The 17,516-nt window shown below is 67.7% G+C and carries 17 protein-coding genes; 11 read left to right on the plus strand and 6 right to left on the minus strand.

The annotated features are described in order from the left end of the window. Positions 1 to 17: 17 nt before the first annotated feature. Entirely contained in the window at positions 18 to 1,970 is a 1,953-nt protein-coding gene (locus ACFTWF_RS21530; protein WP_378463207.1) for an AMP-binding protein, read from the minus strand. 2 nt (positions 1,971 to 1,972) lie between these two features. Then, positions 1,973 to 3,148, minus strand: a complete 1,176-nt coding sequence (locus ACFTWF_RS21535) for an acyl-CoA dehydrogenase family protein (RefSeq protein WP_378463208.1) — start codon at positions 3,146 to 3,148, stop codon at positions 1,973 to 1,975. A gap of 62 nt (positions 3,149 to 3,210) precedes the next feature. Between ACFTWF_RS21535 and ACFTWF_RS21540 the strand changes: the two genes are divergently transcribed. Together ACFTWF_RS21540 and ACFTWF_RS21545 are read left to right on the plus strand one after the other, a co-directional pair. Next, positions 3,211 to 3,663, plus strand: coding sequence for a MaoC family dehydratase N-terminal domain-containing protein (locus ACFTWF_RS21540; protein WP_378463209.1), 453 nt, complete (start codon positions 3,211 to 3,213; stop codon positions 3,661 to 3,663). After that, positions 3,660 to 4,076 carry a MaoC family dehydratase gene (locus ACFTWF_RS21545; RefSeq protein WP_378463210.1) on the plus strand — a complete coding sequence of 139 codons (417 nt, stop codon included), beginning with the start codon at positions 3,660 to 3,662 and terminating at the stop codon, positions 4,074 to 4,076. The genes ACFTWF_RS21540 and ACFTWF_RS21545 overlap by 4 nt, the downstream gene beginning before the upstream one ends. Before the next feature lie 64 nt (positions 4,077 to 4,140). Here ACFTWF_RS21545 and ACFTWF_RS21550 read toward each other — a convergent pair whose 3' ends face one another. Together ACFTWF_RS21550 and ACFTWF_RS21555 are read right to left on the minus strand one after the other, a co-directional pair. After that, positions 4,141 to 5,826: an AMP-binding protein gene (locus ACFTWF_RS21550; protein ID WP_378463211.1), complete on the minus strand. Its 1,686-nt coding sequence runs from the start codon at positions 5,824 to 5,826 to the stop codon at positions 4,141 to 4,143. Between the two features lie 108 nt (positions 5,827 to 5,934). Next, entirely contained in the window at positions 5,935 to 6,714 is a 780-nt protein-coding gene (locus ACFTWF_RS21555) for an enoyl-CoA hydratase/isomerase family protein (RefSeq protein ID WP_378463212.1), read from the minus strand. Positions 6,715 to 6,964: 250 nt separating this feature from the next. Here ACFTWF_RS21555 and ACFTWF_RS21560 point away from each other — a divergent pair, with 250 nt between their 5' ends. Both ACFTWF_RS21560 and ACFTWF_RS21565 read left to right on the plus strand, forming a co-directional pair. Then, positions 6,965 to 8,089 (plus strand): LuxR C-terminal-related transcriptional regulator, encoded by a 1,125-nt coding sequence (locus tag ACFTWF_RS21560; RefSeq protein ID WP_378463213.1) that lies wholly within the window; start codon positions 6,965 to 6,967, stop codon positions 8,087 to 8,089. Next, positions 8,082 to 9,053: a LuxR C-terminal-related transcriptional regulator gene (locus tag ACFTWF_RS21565; RefSeq protein WP_378463214.1), complete on the plus strand. Its 972-nt coding sequence runs from the start codon at positions 8,082 to 8,084 to the stop codon at positions 9,051 to 9,053. Before ACFTWF_RS21560 ends, ACFTWF_RS21565 begins: the two co-directional genes overlap by 8 nt. A 15-nt stretch (positions 9,054 to 9,068) precedes the next feature. Here ACFTWF_RS21565 and ACFTWF_RS21570 read toward each other — a convergent pair whose 3' ends face one another. Beyond that, complete coding sequence (locus ACFTWF_RS21570; RefSeq protein WP_378463215.1) at positions 9,069 to 9,389, minus strand: 2Fe-2S iron-sulfur cluster-binding protein; 321 nt, start codon at positions 9,387 to 9,389, stop codon at positions 9,069 to 9,071. Positions 9,390 to 9,738: 349 nt separating this feature from the next. Between ACFTWF_RS21570 and ACFTWF_RS21575 the strand changes: the two genes are divergently transcribed. The 7 genes from ACFTWF_RS21575 to ACFTWF_RS21605 all read left to right on the plus strand — a co-directional run bounded on the left by ACFTWF_RS21575 (position 9,739) and on the right by ACFTWF_RS21605 (position 16,621). Further along, entirely contained in the window at positions 9,739 to 11,061 is a 1,323-nt protein-coding gene (locus ACFTWF_RS21575) for a cytochrome P450 (RefSeq protein WP_378463216.1), read from the plus strand. Positions 11,062 to 11,063: 2 nt separating this feature from the next. After that, positions 11,064 to 12,293, plus strand: a complete 1,230-nt coding sequence (locus ACFTWF_RS21580; protein WP_378463217.1) for an NAD(P)/FAD-dependent oxidoreductase — start codon at positions 11,064 to 11,066, stop codon at positions 12,291 to 12,293. A 56-nt stretch (positions 12,294 to 12,349) separates the two neighbouring features. Then, entirely contained in the window at positions 12,350 to 13,456 is a 1,107-nt protein-coding gene (locus tag ACFTWF_RS21585; protein WP_378463372.1) for an NAD(P)-dependent alcohol dehydrogenase, read from the plus strand. Positions 13,457 to 13,492: 36 nt separating this feature from the next. After that, on the plus strand, positions 13,493 to 14,929 hold the full coding sequence (locus ACFTWF_RS21590; RefSeq protein WP_378463218.1) for an aldehyde dehydrogenase: 1,437 nt from the start codon (positions 13,493 to 13,495) through the stop codon (positions 14,927 to 14,929). Between the two features lie 74 nt (positions 14,930 to 15,003). Next, positions 15,004 to 15,282, plus strand: a complete 279-nt coding sequence (locus ACFTWF_RS21595; protein ID WP_378463219.1) for a hypothetical protein — start codon at positions 15,004 to 15,006, stop codon at positions 15,280 to 15,282. A gap of 165 nt (positions 15,283 to 15,447) precedes the next feature. After that, positions 15,448 to 16,206, plus strand: a complete 759-nt coding sequence (locus tag ACFTWF_RS21600) for an ArsR family transcriptional regulator (RefSeq protein WP_378463220.1) — start codon at positions 15,448 to 15,450, stop codon at positions 16,204 to 16,206. A 13-nt stretch (positions 16,207 to 16,219) separates the two neighbouring features. Further along, complete coding sequence (locus ACFTWF_RS21605; RefSeq protein ID WP_378463221.1) at positions 16,220 to 16,621, plus strand: VOC family protein; 402 nt, start codon at positions 16,220 to 16,222, stop codon at positions 16,619 to 16,621. 45 nt (positions 16,622 to 16,666) lie between these two features. On the opposite strand, the gene ACFTWF_RS21610 is transcribed toward ACFTWF_RS21605, so the two are convergent. Next, on the minus strand, positions 16,667 to 17,455 hold the full coding sequence (locus ACFTWF_RS21610) for a PaaX family transcriptional regulator C-terminal domain-containing protein (protein ID WP_378463373.1): 789 nt from the start codon (positions 17,453 to 17,455) through the stop codon (positions 16,667 to 16,669). Positions 17,456 to 17,516: the final 61 nt, after the last annotated feature.

Raw genomic sequence — 17,516 nt, forward strand, 5'->3', positions numbered from 1 at the left:
TGGGGCCTTCGTCGTACTCACGACGCTATGTCGCCGCCCGCCACCACGGCGCGGATCTCGTCGATCGCCTCCGGGTTCTCGGCACCCGACAGGTCACCCGGGTCGGTTCCCAGGGCGGCGGCGCGCACCGCTCGGCGCAGGATCTTCGCCGACCGGGTCTTCGGCAGCCGCGACACCCGGTGAACCACGCTCGGCGCGAACGGTTTTCCGAGTTCCGCGGCAACGCCGGCGATCAGTTCGGCCGAGATGTCCGCAATGTCCGCGTCCGCGCGGGGAACCCAGAACGCCCACACCGCCTCGCCCTTCTTCGGGTCCGGGACACCGACCGCCGCCGCCTCGGACACCGCCGGGTGCGCCGTCAGCACCGCCTCGACCTCCGCCGGTGCGAGACGCTTTCCCGCCACGTTCATCACGTCGTCCGAGCGGCCCCGGATGTACCACTGGCCGTCGTCGTCGACGAGGGCGTAGTCACCGTGCCGCCACATGCCGGGGAACGTCGACCAGTACGCCTCCAGATAGCGTTCCTCGTCCTTCCACACCCCGCGCGTCATCGACGGCCACGGCTGCCTGCAGACGAGTTCACCCTGTTCGCCGCGCAAAGACCGTCCCGCGTCGTCGACGACGTCGACGTCCATGCCCAGGGACGGACCGCCCAGCGAGCAACTGCGGATCGGTTCCACCGGATACGGTGCCAGGAACGAGCCGCCGACCTCGGTGCCGCCGGAGAAGTTGATCACCGGCACCCGGCCGCCGAACACGTCCCGCGCGAGCCACTCGTAGGAGTCCGGGTCCCACGGCTCGCCGGTGGAGCCGATCGTGTGCACCGAGGACAGGTCGTACCGTGCCGCGACGTCCGTCTCCCGCCCGCGCAGGGTACGGATCAGCGTCGGCGAGACGCCGAGCATCGTCACCCGGTGCCGCTGCGCGAGCTGCCACAACCGGTCGGTGTCCGGCACGTCCGGCGAACCCTCGTACAGCACGAGGGTGCCACCGTTGGCGTGGGTGCCGACGATCGACAGCGGCCCCATGATCCAGCCCATGTCGGTGATCCAGCAGAACACTCCACCGGGCTTCAGATCGAACGAGTACGCGACCTCGCTCGCCGTCTTCACGAGGAACCCGGCGTGCGTGTGCACGGCGCCCTTCGGCTTGCCGGTCGTGCCGGACGTGTACGCCAGCGCGAACGGCTCGGCGGCGTCCATCGCCTCGACCGGGCCGGGGTCGCCGCCGTTTCCGAGCAGCTTCGACCACGAGATGTCGCGGCCGGTGGAATCCACTGGGGTGCCGATGTTCTCGACCACGACGACCGACTGCACCGTCGGGCACGAGGACAGTGCCTCGTCGAGGGCCGGCTTCATCGTGACGGACTTGCGACGCCGCACCGTTCCGTCCGCGACGATCACCACCTTCGCGTCCGCGTCCTGGATGCGGGACGCGATCGCGCTCGGCGCGAAACCGGAGAACAGCGGAACCAGCACCGCCCCGAGCCGCGCGACCGCGTACACCGACACGACCGCCTCGGGAATCATCGGCAGGAACAGGGCGACGGCGTCCCCCCTGCCGACACCGAGTTCCCGCAGCCCGGCTGCGGCCCGCTCGACGTCCGCCGCCAGTTCGCGATACGTCAGACTCCGGACCGTGCCGTCCTCCGCCTCGTGCGCGACGGCGGTCCGGTCGGCGGCCGCCGGGTCGGTGAGCCACCGCCCCAGACACGCGTCGACGACGTTCGTCTTGCCCCCGACGAACCAGTCCGGATGCTCGATTCCGCGGGAGGTGTCGAGCACCTCGCGGTACGGGGTCTGGAACGGCAGGCCCAGATCGCGGACCACCGCGTCCCAGTACCACCGCACGTCGGCGACGGAGCGGGCGCGGAGTTCGCCCAGCCCCGACAGACCGTGGGCCCGGGCGAGACGGGTGACGTTGGCGTTCTCGACGTACTCGTCGGTGGGATGCCAGGTGTAGTCGGACACGGTCAGCTCCTCGGCATGTCGAGCATGCGCTCGGCGACGATGTTGCGCTGGATGAAGGTGGATCCGCCGGCGATGGCGGTGCCGCGGGCCTGGTACGCGAGCCGCTGCCACCGCGCCGTCTTCTGCTGGTCGTCGTCGAGGGCGAATTGCCCGCCGACCGGTTCGAGGGACAACCGGAAGTCGGCGAGTTCCTCGACGAGGGGGCAGAAGAACAGCTTGCCGATCGACGTGACCGGTCCCGGTGGGCCGTCGTTTGCCGCGAGGGTGATGACGCGCTGGCCGATGAGGTAGTGCACGAGGGCCCGGCCGTACAGGTCGGCGACCTTCTGCCGGACCACCGGATCCTCGCCGAGCGGGCGGCCCTCGTCGTCGGTCATTCCCGCGATGTCGGACACGATGTCGCCGACGGCGCGCTTGGTGTTGACGCGACCCGTCGCGATCGCCACCCGCTCGTAGGCGAGCGTGCCCATCGCGACCTTCCAGCCGCCGTCGACCTCGCCGACGACGAGCTCGTCGGGAATGAACACGTCGTCGAGGAACACCTCGTTGAATTCGGCCTCGCCGAGCATGTGGGCGAGCGGGCGCACCGTGATGCCCTCACTGTCCATCGGGACCAGGAAGTATGTGATGCCCTTGTGCCGCGCGCCGCCGCCGGTGCGGGCCAGCAGGATGGCGTGGGCCGCGATGTGTGCGCGGCTGGTCCAGATCTTCTGCCCGTTGACCTTCCAGCCCCCGTCCACCTTCGTGGCCTTGGTGCGCAGCGAGGCGAGGTCCGATCCTGCCTCCGGCTCGGAGAACAGCTGGCACCAGATTTCCTCGCCGGTCAGGATGGGGCGGAGGAACCGCTCCTTCTGAGCGGGTGTCCCGAAGTCGATGATGGTCGGGCCCGCGAAATCCTCACCGATGGTGTTGAGGCGCTCCGGTGCACCCACCCGGTCCATCTCTTCAGTGAAGATGGCCTTGCGGATCGGGTCGGCGGCCTGGCCGCCGTACTCCTGCGGCCACGACATCCCGCCGTAGCCTGCGTCGAAGAGCAGCCGCTGCCATTGCTGCCAGAACGGCACCTTGTCGACCAGATCGACCGGTTCCGGCCACGGCAGCGTCGGGACCGCTTTCTCGGCCCACTCCCGGACTTCTGCACGGAACGTGGCCTCGTCTGGGGAATCAGCGAGCTCCATTGCACCCTCCTCACGAATTTAGGCTCAATGATACTATAGGTCAGTCCAAAAAGGAGGCCCGGATGTCCGACCCACTTCCCGCCGGCGTCGTCGACCGCGTCGAATACGACGTCGAACGCGGAAAGATCCGCGAATTCACGCGCGCCACGTTCACCACCGATCCCGTGCACACCGATCCGGCCGCCGCGCGCGACGCCGGATTCGACGACGTGCCCGCGACTCTCACGCACACGGTCGTCGCCGGACACCAGCGCGACCAGCGTGCGTTCGTCGACTCGCTGGGCCTGGCCTTGGCGCGGGTGGTGGTCGGCTCGGTCACGTGGACGTACCTGCGACCGCTCACCGCCGGCGACCACGTGATCGGCACGCGGCGCGTCGTGGGCGACGAGCGGCGAGAGGGCAAGCGCGGCGGGACGATGCGCGTCGTGACTTTGGAGACCGAGTACGTCGACGCCGACGGCGAGCCCGTGGTGCGACTCGAAGAGGTCCTGATCGAACGAGGAGAGCAGCGATGAGAACACCGGCCAAGGTCCGCGTCGGCGATGCGCCCGACACCCGCGTCGTGGGCCCCGTCAGCCAGACCGACATCGTGCGATTCGCCGGCGCCGGAGGCGATTTCAATCCCCTGCACCACGATCCCGAGTTCGTCGCCACGTCGGGTTTTCCCGGTGTCATCGCGATGGGCCAGATGCAGGCCGGGATCCTGGCCGGCTGGCTGTCCGACACGTTCGGCGTCGAGCACGTGCGCTCCTTCGGTGTCCGGTTCGTCGCTCCGGTCTTCCTCGGCGACACCCTGACCCTGGGTGGCACGGTCGTGACGATCACCCAAACGAATGGCGAGTCGCTGGCGACCCTCGATCTCGTCGCCTCCGGCGACAAGGGCCCGGTCGTCACCGGATCGGCGACGGTCCTGGTGGCCGCGACCTGATCGCTCTTCTCGAACCACGAGAAAGGGGGCGAAGCCGATCGGCTTCGCCCCCTTTCTTTTCCGATCAGCTGACGGCTTGTGCCCGCTGCTGCCGGTCGGCCTCGATCTTCGCCGCGATCTGGGCACGCAGCACGTTCTTCTGGATCTTGCCCGTGGCCGTCGTCGGCAGTGCCTCGACGATCTCCAGCCGCTCCGGAACCTTCTGGATCGCCACTCCCTGCTCGAGCAGGTAGTTCTTGATCTTCTCGAGGGTGATGTCGCCGTACCCGGGTGCGGCGACCAGGTAGAGGCACACCGCCTCGCCGAGACGTTCGTCCGGCATCGCTACCGCCGCCACACCGCGGACGGCGGGATGCGCCGCCAGGAGGTCTTCGACCTGACGCACGCTGATGTTCATGCCACCGCGGATCACGATGTCCTTGGTGCGGCCGGTGACGCGCACGTAGCCGTCCTCGTCCATCCGGCCGAGATCCCCGGAGAGGGAGTAGCCGTCGGGAGTGAACAGCTTGGCCGTCTCCTCGGGATTGTGGAGATACCCGAGCATGTGCATGGCGCCCTTGTAGGCGACGTCGCCCTCTTCACCGCGCGGAACCTCGTTACCGAGTTCGTCGACGATCTTCACCGACTGCATCGGCAGCGGACGGCCGTCCGAGGTCAGCGACCGCTCGGGGTCGTCGCGCACGGTGCACATGGTGGTCGTGACGTTCTCCGAGCGGCCGTACAGGCTGAGCACCTGCAGGCTCGGGAACAATTCGGCCGCCTTCGTGACGACGCTGGCGGGGATCGGGGCGCCGGCCGCCACCCACAGCCGCATGCTGCCGATGTCGTGCACAGCGGGATCGTAGGCGTCCATGAGCATCTGCAGGAACGTGGTGGCACTCACCGCGACCGTGCAGCCGCGTTCCTTGATCTGCTCCATCCCGCGGACCGGCTCCCACACCTCGATGAGGTGCGACGCCGCTCCGTGCATGAGCGGGAGGACGATGCTGGTGACCAGGCCGGTGGTGTGGGTGATCGGCGAGGGGCCGAACTGCACGTCGTCGGGCGTGTACGCGAACCCGTCGGCCAGCAGACGGGATCCGCAGGCGAACGTGTTGAACGTGTGGATGCAGCCCTTGGGACGGGACGTGGTGCCGCTGCTGTAGACGATGACGAACGGCTCGTCCGGACCGACACCCGGCCCGAGTTCGGCGATCGCCTCGTCGGGGCCGATCTCCGCGAACAGCGACTCGAACGACACCGCACCGTTCGGGAGTTCGCCGCTCCCGCGGACGACGACGACGTCCTCGAGCGAGTCGACGGCACCCAGGATGTCGGTGTACATGCCCGCGTAGTCGAACTTCTTGAAGGTCTGCGGCGTAATCGCCAGCCGCACACCGGCGTTACCGAGGATGTACTCGACGTCGTCGCGGCGGTAGATCGGCATGATCGGCACCAGGACGGCGCCCAGCCTCGACAACGCCACGGCGATGATCGCGAATTCGATCCAGTTCGGAACCTGCACCGATACGCGGTCGCCGGTGGTGATCCCGTGGCGCCGCAGTCCCACGGCCAGGCACAGCGCCCGGTCCCGCAGCTGCCGGAAGGTGATGCCGCCGCTGGTGTCGTCGGTCAGAAAGATGCGGTCGCCCCGCTCGGCAACCTGGACCTCGAGCATGTCGAAGAAGGTGTCGCGGTGCCACTGCCCGGTGGCATAGAACTCTCGGATCTGTTCGTCCGAATAGCGATCGGTGACCGATGCGAACGCCATGGGAAGCCTTCCTCTGAGCGCAGATGTGAAGAGGGAATGAAGAAACCTGTGTTGGCCCTCACAATATAATGGTTAGACCGAAAGTGCAACGAGTTCGGGAGCCGGCGATCAGCGCAGGCCCCATACGGGAGAACGCTTTTCGCGAAACGCCGTGACGCCCTCGACGATGTCCTCGGTCGTGAACGCGAGAGCGAGCTGCGACTGCAGCGCCGTGAGAGCGTCCGGCAGCGACATGTCGCGGGTGTTGTTGATCGCCTCCTTGCCCAGACGCATGAGCAGCGGCGATTTGCCCGCGAGCCGCCGCGCCCACGCCCGGACCTCCGCCTCGAAGTCGTCGTCCGGGATCACGCGGTTCACGAGTCCCAGCTCGAGCGCATCCGTGGCCGTGATGAGCTCGCCGTACATCATCAGCTCGTTCGCCTTGAGGCGCCCGACGTTCCGATAGATGAGGGCGGAGATCATGAACGGGAAGACACCGACGTTGATCTCCGGGCACCCGAACCGGACCGACTCCTTGGCGAGCACGAAATCGCACGCCAGCGCGAGACCGAACGCACCCGCGAGGACATCCCCTCCCGCCGCGCAGATCACCGGTTTGCCGAGGCCGCCGATGAGTTGGTACAGGCGCGGGAAGCGATCCAGCCCGGCGTATTTGACGATGGTCGGCGTCTCGCTCGCGAACGCCTTGAGGTCGCCGCCCGCCGAGAAGATCTTCTCGTGCGACGACGCCAGCACGACGACCCGCACGTCGTCGTCGTCCCGAGCGCGTTCGAGCGCGGCGAGGAGCTCGTCGAGCAGGTCGTCGGACAGCGCGTTGCGGGTTTCGGGGCGATCGAGAGTGAGGACGGCGACATGCTCGTCGACGTCGTATCGCACGGGGTGCGCCATAGGGCCGATCCTTCCATTTTGGTCGTACCATTCGACCCTAGTACGGCGGCCGCGCCCGGGACAAGAACCCGGGTGCATCGTTTTTCCGGAAAGCGTGACGTATTTGGACTGACCATATACATTGGAGTCAGGCCGCGGACGGTGCAGCAACGTCCCAGGTGACACCGTCTCTATACTGTGCGTTGGGTGACAGGAATGGGCGACGGTGTCGTCGTCATCCGTGCGGCGGCCTCGGCGCGAGGAGTGGTGAGTGGTCATTTCGACGAGTTCGTTCGAGCTTGCCGAGCAGGCAGTTGCAGAGTTGCAGGAGCTTCTCGGCAGCGAGCCGAACCTGATCCGTCTGGCGGACGGCGAACCCGACCTCACGGTGATCCGTGCGTTCGCGGCCAGGAAGTTGCGTGAGGGCGTCGCCTCCCCCGAGCACACCCTGCGCCTCGCGGAACTCGTGACAGAACTCGACGCCGCGAGCCGCGAAAACATCACGCGCCGACTGCGCGTGCACACCGCCCAATTCGAGGCTCTGCAGCAGGTCGTCCGCGCACTCGACACCGGTACCGACCGTCTCGCCGAAGTCGTGACCCAGGAACTGTGCACCAGCCTGGGGTACGGCAAGGCGATGTTCTCCGTGGTCCGCGGTTCCACGTGGTCCCCCATCGCGTTAGCCGTCAACCCGGAGCTGAGCGGGGACTTCCACGACCTCATCACGGCCATCGACGGCCGCGAGATCTCGCTGCGCGAGGCCCCGCGCGAGGCGGAACTGGTCCGCCGCCGCAAGCCGTACGCCGTGGACGCCGCCGACACCTACCGGCACACGTACCGACCCCTGATCGATCTGTCGCGGCCCGCCGGATACCTCGCCGTGCCGATCGTCGTCGACGCCCGTGCGGTCGCGATGATCCACGTCGACCGCCAGAGCGACAGCCTGTCCGACACCGACGTCCACCTCGTCGCGGTGCTGGCCGGCGCCTGCGCCTCGTCGAAGGAACGCGCCGACCTGAGGCGGCAGATCTCCACCCGCAACGAGCACGTCGACGCCGAGATACAACGGCTCACGCAGGCACTGCGGCACCTCGAACAGCCCCTGACGATGCCGGAACTCGACACCTGCGACCTCCCCCGCACCGGCACGGCGAACGTCGACGACTCGGCGCCGGCACCGATCGTTCCGCGCGCCCACACCCTGACCGCTCGCGAGCGCGAAGTGCTCACCCTGATGGCAACGGGAGCGACCAACGCGGCCATCTCCCGTCGGCTGTGCATTTCCGACGGCACCGTAAAATCCCATGTCCAGCGGATCTTCAAAAAACTCGGCGTCTCCACGCGGGCCGAGGTGGCGGCGCTGTGTGCCAACGCCAAGACGGTGTCCGGTGGCTGACGCTCCCCACCCCGGCGAGAACACCACGGACACCGAGCACGATCGCGCCGTCGCGGACATCCTCACCGAGATGCGGACGGCCGATCCGGCCCGCGCGACCGAACTCGGGAGGCGCCTCGTCGGGCTCCTCGACAGCAGAAACGCCGTCGACGCGACCCGGACCGCCGAGATCGGCGCGGTCGCGAAGGGCATCGATCGCGCCGTCCGGGCCTTGGACGACGCCGCCTCGGGTGCGGAACTCATGCAGCGCGCGTGTGAGCGCGTCGCGGAATTGTGCTCTGCGAGAGCAGTTGTCCTGTCCCGCCTCGACGGGGACCGCATCGTTCCCGCGACCTGGTTCGGCGCCGGCCCCGGCATGATGGCGTCCCCGCCCTCCGCCTTCGACCTCGTGGACGGTTCGCCGGAGGCGCAGGCGCTCGCCACGAACACGGTCGCGATCGGCGCGGACACCCCCACAGCATTGCGAGAGCTGCTGGGCACCAAGGGTTTCACGGTCTTTCCCATCGTGGTCGGCGGCACTGCGGCCGCGCTGATGCACCTCGACACCCGTGTGGACGACACTCTCCGCCGCGCCCTGGGGGTGCTCGCCGAAGTGCTCGGCGGGTGCTTCGAGCGGGTCGGTCTTGAATCGCGTCGCGAGCGCCAGAGCGCCCTGCTGCAGGAGAGCGCCCGGCGGTGGACCGACGACACCGACCTCGACGCACTGCCTCCCCGCGGCGCATCCGAACTCGCGCCGGCGCAGGTCGACCGCGACTCCGCCGGGCAACGCCTGCTCGACCCGCTGACCGACCGCGAGGCCGACGTCGTCCGATTGCTTCTCACCGGGGCGTCGAATTCCACGATCGCCGCCGAACTGGTCATCACCGTCGACACGGTCAAGTCCCACGTGAAACGCATCCTCCGCAAACTCGGCGCGACCAACCGCGCCGAGCTGATCGCGAAGTATCAGTCCCCGACGCGGTGAACCCGGCCGGAACTGTCAGGCGTCCGAGGCCGGGACGGTCACGGTGACGGTGTCCACGTCCGGCGTGAGCACGAGCTGGCAGGCGAGACGCGAACACGGCTGGACACCGTCGAGGAACTCGAGGAGATCCTGTTCCTCCAGCGTCGGCTCGCCGAACGCCGCGCTGGAACCGTCGTCGAGGTACACGTGGCAGGTGGCGCACGAGCAGCTACCGCCGCATTCGGCGACGATGCCGGGAAGGTTGTTGCGGACCGACCCGTCCATCACGCTCTGGCCGGCGGGAACGTCGACGGACGACGTCGAGCCGTCCGGGAGCTGGTAAACGACGGTGGGCATGGCGATCTCCTTCAGGTTGACCGGTGAACATCTGCGCGGCCGTCTTGCCGGGCGGCTCGCCGAACCCGGGAAGGTCCGGCCGCGTTCCCCATACGAAAATTGTGTCCCCGATCACTGGGAGGACACATCACCACTTCGACTGATTACACCCCTCCCCTGGGGTGATTCTTGCCGCACCGACCGCGATGCGCGCCGGGGTGACCCGGCACACATCCCCCGTTAGGTGGACAACTTTCGATCAATGGTGTGATGCCTCTCACTCTCTTGGCTGACAGGCTGGAGTCACTCCAGTCGGCGAGGGCGCCGCAACGTTCGGCGCCGCACCTCACTGCACCACGAAGGGGAATTGATGAGCACCACAGAGCAGGTAACGGAACTGATTCCGGACGCCGTCGCCCGTCAGATCGTTCTGCCCGAGGGGCACCGGGACAACGACGCGTTGTTCGAGGCCTACCGCTGGCTGCGCGAGAACAACCCTCTCGGCCGCGCCGAGGTGGAGGGATACGACCCGATCTGGCTGGTGAGCAAGCACGCCGACATCATGGAGATCGAGCGCCAGCCCGACATCTTCACCAGTGCCGGGGGCGAGGACAAGGGCTCCGTCAATCCGATCCTGGCGAACCAGGCCGGCGACGCGTTCACCAAGAGCATCAACAACGGCAGCCTCCGCATCCTCGAGACCCTCACCTACCTCGACCCGCCGGAGCACACCGCGATCAAGGACATCGCGCTGGACTGGTTCCGGCCCACCAACCTCGCCCAGTGGGAGAGCGTCATCCGCGACCTCGCCAAGGCTGCCGTCGCCCGGCTCCTGAAGACGGACGGCCGGATCGACTTCGTCAAGGATTTCGCCCTCCACTACCCACTGCACGTCATCATGAGCCTGTTCGGGGTCCCTGAGTCGGACGAGCCCCGCATGATGGCCCTCACCCAGGAGTTCTTCGGCACGGCCGATCCCGACGCCGCGCGTGAGGACGTCGAACCGCTCACCCCGGACGCCGCCGCGAAGCAGTGGGTGGCCACGATTCAGGACTTCTACGCCTACTTCGAGAGGCTGCTGCAGGACCGCCGCGCCAACCCCCGGGACGATCTCGCGACGATCATCTCGGTGGCACGCGACGAGAGTGGCGAGTACTACCCGAACGAGGTGGCCTACGGCTACTTCATCGCCATCGCCACCGCGGGTCACGACACCACCTCGAGCACCCTCGCCGGCGGCATGCTCGAACTCGGACGCAACCCGGAACTCCTCGCGAAGGCGAAGGCCGACCTGGCGCTCGCGCCGCACATCGTCAACGAGTCGCTGCGCTGGGCGTCACCGGTGAAGCACTTCATGCGTCAGGCGACGCAGGACTACACACTGCGCGGCCGCGACATCAAGAAGGGCGACCGCTTCATGCTGCTGTACCAGTCGGGTAACCGGGACGCCGACGTGATCCCGGACCCCGACACCTTCGACATCACCCGCAGGCCCAACAAGCACATCGCCTTCGGCTACGGCCCGCACATGTGCATCGGCCAGCACCTGGCGAAGCTGGAACTGCGGATCATGTTCGAGGAACTGCTCCCCCACATCGAGTCGCTCGAGCTTGCCGACGACACGAAGATGATCCAGACCAACTTCGTCGGCGGGCTCAAGAACATGCCCGTCCAGATCGAGTTCACCCGGTAATCATGGTCACGTCACACCCGTCACCCACCGTGGTGATCGTCGGGGCCGGGCATGCCGGCGGCACTCTCGCCGGCATGCTGCGGCAGCAGAAGTTCGACGGTCGCATCGTCCTGTGCGGAGACGAAACCCACCCGCCGTATCACCGCCCGCCGCTGTCGAAGAAGTACGCCGACGACGAGTTCGTCCAGTGGCTCAAGCCGGAATCGTTCTACGCCGACAACGCGATCGACACCCTGCTCGGCGATCCGGTCGTCCGAATCGACCGCGACGCCCGGACGGCGACCACGGCGTCCGGCACCGTTCTGGAGTACACGACGCTCGTCCTCGCGACGGGCGCCGCACCACGAACTCTGACACTCCCGGGCAGCGACCTCGAGGGTGTGCTGAGCCTGCGCACGCTCGCCGACGCCACCCGGTTGCGCGAGGCCGTGCATACCGGATCGGCGCTGGCCATCATCGGCGGCGGATACGTCGGGCTCGAGGTCGCCGCATCGGCTCGCGCCCGAGGATGCGACGTCACGGTGATCGAACGGGAAGACCGGGTGCTGGCCCGCGTCGCCAGCCCCGAACTGTCCACCGCCCTCACCGACTTCCACCGCACTCGCGGCACTCGCATCCTCACCGGTGCCGAGGTCCGCGAGATCACCGGAACGGCCGGCCGAGTCGGCGGCGTCACCCTCGGCGACGGTACCGACATCCCGTGCGACCTCGTGCTGGTCGGCGTCGGCGCGATCCCGAACGACGCGCTGGCACGCGAGTCCGGCCTCGAGTGCCTCGCCGGGATCGTCGTCGACGGTTCGGCACGCACCAGCGATCCGCACGTCCTCGCGATCGGGGACGTGACCTACCGCCTGCACGACACGCTCGGAAAGATGGTGCGGCTCGAAAGCATCCCCAGCGCAGTCGAACAGGCGAAGCAGGCGGCGGCGGTGATCATGAACGCACCCCTGCCGCCGCACGAGGTGCCGTGGTTCTGGTCGGATCAGTTCGACCTGAAGATGAAGATGGCGGGGATGGTCGGTCCCGACACGAGGGCCGTCCTGCGCGGCGACGCCTCCGACACCTCGTTCGCCCTGTTCCACCTCGACAGTGACGGGATTCCCGTGGCGGTCGAGACCGTGAATGCGGCAAGCGAATTCATGGCAGGAAAGAAGTTCATCGGCAACCGCACCAAGGTGGACCGCACCGCCCTCGCCGATCCCGCGACGCCGTTGCGGGAAACCGTTCTCTGATCATTCGATTTCCACCGGTCCTGCAGGGCCGGCCCACACCACAGGGAGCATTGATGATGGAAGCACTCGCAGCAGTCGCGAGAGAACCGCACACCGAGTTCACCCTCGAACCGATCACCATCGACGGACCGAGGGCCGGCGAGGTGCTCGTCGAGATCGAGGCCGTCGGCATCTGCCACACCGACCTCGCCGCCCGCGACGGCGCCCTCCCGACCGCACTGCCGGCCGTCCTCGGGCACGAAGGATGCGGTGTCGTCCGGGAAGTCGGCGACGGCGTCACCAAGGTCGCACCCGGCGACCGCGTCGCCATCACCTTCAACAGCTGCGGAACCTGTCCGTCGTGCACCACCGGGGCGCCCTCCTACTGCCACCAGTTCATGCACCTCGCCTACGACGGCGTCCGCGACGACGGCACCGGCCCGATCACCACCCCCGACGGCGAATCCCTGACCGGTCTGTTCTTCGGACAGTCGTCGTTCGCCACCTACAGCCTCGCGTTCGAACGCAACGTGGTGAAGGTTCCCGCCGACGTTCCCGCCGAACTCCTCGCACCGCTGGGCTGCGGCATCCAGACCGGCGCGGGCGCCGTCATGCGTTCTCTCGACTGCCGGCCCGGATCCGCGATCCTCGTCGCCGGCGCCGGATCGGTCGGGCTGGCCGCCGTCATGGGCGCCGTCGTGCAGGGCTGCGCCACCATCATCGCCGTCGAACCCCACCAGTCGAGGCGCGACCTCGCCCTCGAACTCGGCGCCACCCACGCCCTCGATCCCGCCGCCGGCCCAGTCGCCGAGCAGGTCCGCGCCATCATCCCCGCCGGCGTGGACTACGCGATCGACACGTCCGGCATCCCCGCCGTGATCGAATCGCTCATCGGCTCCATGACCTTCCACGGCAAGGTCGGGCTGATCGGTGTGCCCGCCGACCCGGAGTCCTCGGTGCCGCTGAACATCATCAACTCCCTCGCCATGGGTCTCACGATCACCGGAATCATCGAGGGCGACAGCGTCCCCGACGAGTTCATCCCCGAACTCGTCGAGCTGTACAAGGCCGGCCGGTTCCCGCTCGACAAGCTCGTCACCACATTCCCGTTCGCCAAGATCAACGACGCGATCGACGCGCAGCACCGCGGCGAGGTCCTCAAACCCGTGCTCGTGCAGGACTGACCACCCCCTCACCGAACTTCCCGAGAAGGACACCCGATGACGATCGACTACACCGATCTCTATATCCGCGGCGGATGGACCCGGCCGTCCGGCGCCGCCACCATCCCGGTCATCTCCCCGACCACCGAGCAGCAGATCGGCTCGGTCCCGGAGGGCGCCGAGACCGACATCGACGACGCTGTCGACGCCGCGCGCGCCGCACTCACCGAGTGGGCGTCGTGGACCGCCGCACAGCGCGCCGAGGTACTCGGCCGCTTCGCCGACGAACTCGAGGCCCGCGCCGAGGACACCGCCACCCGGGTGAGCAGCCAGAACGGTATGCCCATCACCCTCGCGCGGCAGTTCGAGGGCGGCTTCCCGCCCGTCCTGCTCCGCTATTACGCCGAGATGGCGGCGAAGCAGGAGGACGAGATCCGGCCCGGCATGCTCGGCGGTTCCACCCTCGTCACCCGCTCCCCGATCGGCGTCGTCGGCGCCATCGTCCCGTGGAACGTGCCGCAGGCCATCACGTTCCTCAAACTCGCCCCCGCCCTCGCCGCCGGGTGCACCGTCGTCCTCAAGCCCTCACCCGAGACCGTGCTCGACGCGTTCCTCATGGCCGAGGCCGCCATCGCCGCCGGGCTCCCCGCGGGTGTGCTGAACATCGTTCCCGGCGGCCGGGAACTCGGCGCCTACCTCGTCGCCCATCCCGGCATCGACAAGGTCTCGTTCACCGGCTCCACCGGGGCCGGTCGCGCCATCGCCCGCACCTGCGGCGAACTGCTCCGCCCGGTCACCCTCGAACTCGGCGGCAAATCCGCCGCCGTCGTCCTCGACGACGCCGATCTCGCCGCGAACCTCGAATCCTTCTTCGCGGCAACGCTGCTGAACAACGGGCAGATCTGCTGGCTCGGCACCCGCGTCCTCGCGCCACGGTCGCGGTACGACGAGATCGTCGACACCATCACCGATCTCGCGAGGGGCCTGTCGGTCGGCGATCCCCTGTCCGACACCACGCAGATGGGACCACTCGTCTCCGCCCGACAACGGCACCGCGTCGAAAGCTACATCGACAAGGGCCGCGCCGACGGCGGACGCGTCACCACCGGTGGCCGCCGGCCCGACAACGCCGACCACGGCTGGTTCGTCGAACCCACCGTGTTCGCCGACGTCGACACCGGTCACACCATCGCCCAGGAAGAGATCTTCGGACCCGTCCTGTCGGTCATCCCCTACACCGACGAGGCCGAGGCCATCGCCATCGCCAACGACTCCGACTACGGACTCGGCGGCTCGATCTGGACCGCCGACCCCGAGCGCGGCGCCCAGTTCGCCCGCAACGTCGCCAGCGGAACCGTCGGCATCAACGGCTATTCCAACGATCCCACCGCCCCCTTCGGCGGGATCAAGAGCAGCGGCCTCGGCCGCGAACTCGGACCCGAGGGACTCGCGAGCTACCAGCAGCTCAAGAGCATCTACCTCGACGTGCGATGACCCACCGGGTGCGGCCGTGCGACTTTTCGCACGGCCGCACCCGCGTACCCCGACAGAAGAGAGAAGGAGACGTCGTGACCAGGGAAGAACTCGGCATGCTCGACTTCGCGGTCAAATGGGCACCCTTCGGCGGCGGCGACGACCACATCCTCCCCGAATTCGGGATCTTTCCGGCCGTGTTCTACCGCCGGTTGCAGCGTCTCCTCGCCCATGCCACCGTCGACGACAGCGTCCGGCGGCGGCTCGACGAGCTGTGCACGACGAAACTCGCGCCCGCGCGACCGGGCAGGAAAAGGTCGTACTCGCGGGTCCGGACGGCGCGCTCGAGCACGTCTCCGGCAGGAACCAGGTGACAGCTTCACAGAAGGTCCCAGGCACCACGTAGTTCGTCCCTCGAAAGTTCTCGGCAGCCCATCCGGCGTTCCGCCACGGCCGTCTTCGGCACCAGGCTCCCAATCGCAGAGCGATCGGAAAATTACATCAATCTACTTTGATGTATCTGGTGGTATGCTCGTGTCGTGGTACCGGTCCGTCAACCCGTCCCGTCCTTCGTGCAGCTGGCCGCTCATCCGCTGCGGTGGCAGCTGTTGACGACCCTGTCGGGCAGTGACTACCGGGTCCGGGAGATGGTGACACTGATCGGTGAGCCGCAGAACCTGATTTCGTACCACCTGCGCCTGCTGCGCGACGGCGGACTGGTGAAGGCCACCCGCAGCAGCTTCGACGGCCGCGACAGCTACTACCACCTGAACCTGAGCCGCTGCACTCAGATGCTGGCAGGAACCGGCGCCGCACTCCACCCGGCGCTCGACCTGAGCCCCACACCCCCGTCGTTCGACCCGACTACACCCCTGGCGGTGTTGTTCGTGTGCACCGGGAACAGCGCACGCTCCGCCATCGCGGAAGCACTGCTGCGCCGCCACACCGACGGCCTCGTCGAAACAATCAGCGCCGGCACCCGCCCTAAACCGCACATGCATCCCAATGCGGTCCGGGTGCTACGAGAAGAGTTCGGAATCGACATCTCCGACCAGGATCCCCGCCACCTCGATACCCTCGCCGACCTCCGGTTCGACACCGTAATCACATTGTGCGACAAGGCCCGCGAGGTCTGTCCGGAGTTCGGCGACGGCACACGCTGGATCCATTGGAGCATTCCCGACCCGGCGTCAGCAGGGGACACCGACGCGGACACCTACCCAGCCTTCCAGGCCACCGCCACCGAGATCGACACCCGCATCCGGTACCTGCTGCCGATTCTCACCGCCGAACCGTGAAAAGGAGTGCCCGATGACCACCCCAGACCAATACGCCAGCGTCCGCTACCTCGTCGACGACGTGCCCGCAGCCATCGCCTTCTACACCCGCCACCTCGGCTTCACCCTGCACACCAACCCAGCCCCCGCCTTCGCCGACGTGATCCGCGGCTCCCTGCGCCTACTGCTGTCCGGCCCAGCCACCTCGGGCGCTCGCGCCACCCCCACCGACATCACCGGCCCGGGCGGCAACCGCATCCACCTCATCGTCAGTGACCTCGACGCCGAGATCGCCCGCCTGCGCGATGCCGACGTCGCATTCCGCAGCGACATGGTCACCGGCCCCGGCGGCCGCCAGATCCTGATCGCCGACCCCGCCGGCAATCTGATCGAACTCTTCCAGCCCGCCGCCCGCACACCTCCCCACCGATCCTGACCCGTGTTCACCGGCGTCGACACCGGTCACACCGGACCACCGCGGCTATTTCGGTGCGGATTCCTCGACGACCCTGAGCCAGTGCGCATGCGCCTGCGCCGACCACTGTTCGCGGCGTCTCTGGAAGAGCACCGCGCCGTCACGGCCGATCCATTCCGGCAAGAGTTCCTTGGGGAGTTGTGGGTCGAGCCTCATGAACCTCTGTTGCAGACTCACGAGTTCGATGTAGGCAAGTAGCAGTTCATCATCGTCGCCCGGCTCGGATGCACCGTCCTGTATGAGCAGTGTTTGGTAGCTTTCGGCAAGGTCGGTCAGATCCCACGCTCTCTCCACGACGTCGTAGTTGCCCAGCCCTCCCGGGCGAAGATTGCCGGTGAGAACGAGTGCCGATTCGGTCAGACCGAGCGTCGAGATCAATTCGCTCAGCTCTCGCGCCCTGTCGACGTGCGGTGTAACCCAGACTCCTGGTGTCGGATTGCCCATCCCCAACCAGGTCAGGCCTCCGTTGAGGCGGTTGCGAACCGAGTTCTTGCGCTGGGGCACCGTTATCGTCAGCACGAGCCATTCGTCCTTCCACGGCGATGGCCCGTCGAGGAACGCATGCGACCGCTTGATACCGTCGGCCGCCAACGCGCGACCGTGGTCGGCGAGATGCCAGCGCACCCCACGACCGACGCGTTCACGCTTGATCCACTTGGCCGATGCGGCGCGCGAGAGCAATTGCCGCGCAGCGTGATCCTCTATCCCCATCCCACCGAGGACCTTCATCAGTGCAGCGGTCCACGCCCCCTCTTCGGCGTCGTACAAGAACTCACCGATGACCGTCAACAGCATCGACCGCGCACTCGGCGGCGGCAGTGGCTGCCGAGCAAGACGGTTCGACGCTATCAACGAG

Source organism: Rhodococcus sp. NPDC056960 (genome assembly GCF_042674125.1).
Classification (GTDB): Bacteria; Actinomycetota; Actinomycetes; order Mycobacteriales; family Mycobacteriaceae; genus Rhodococcus_F.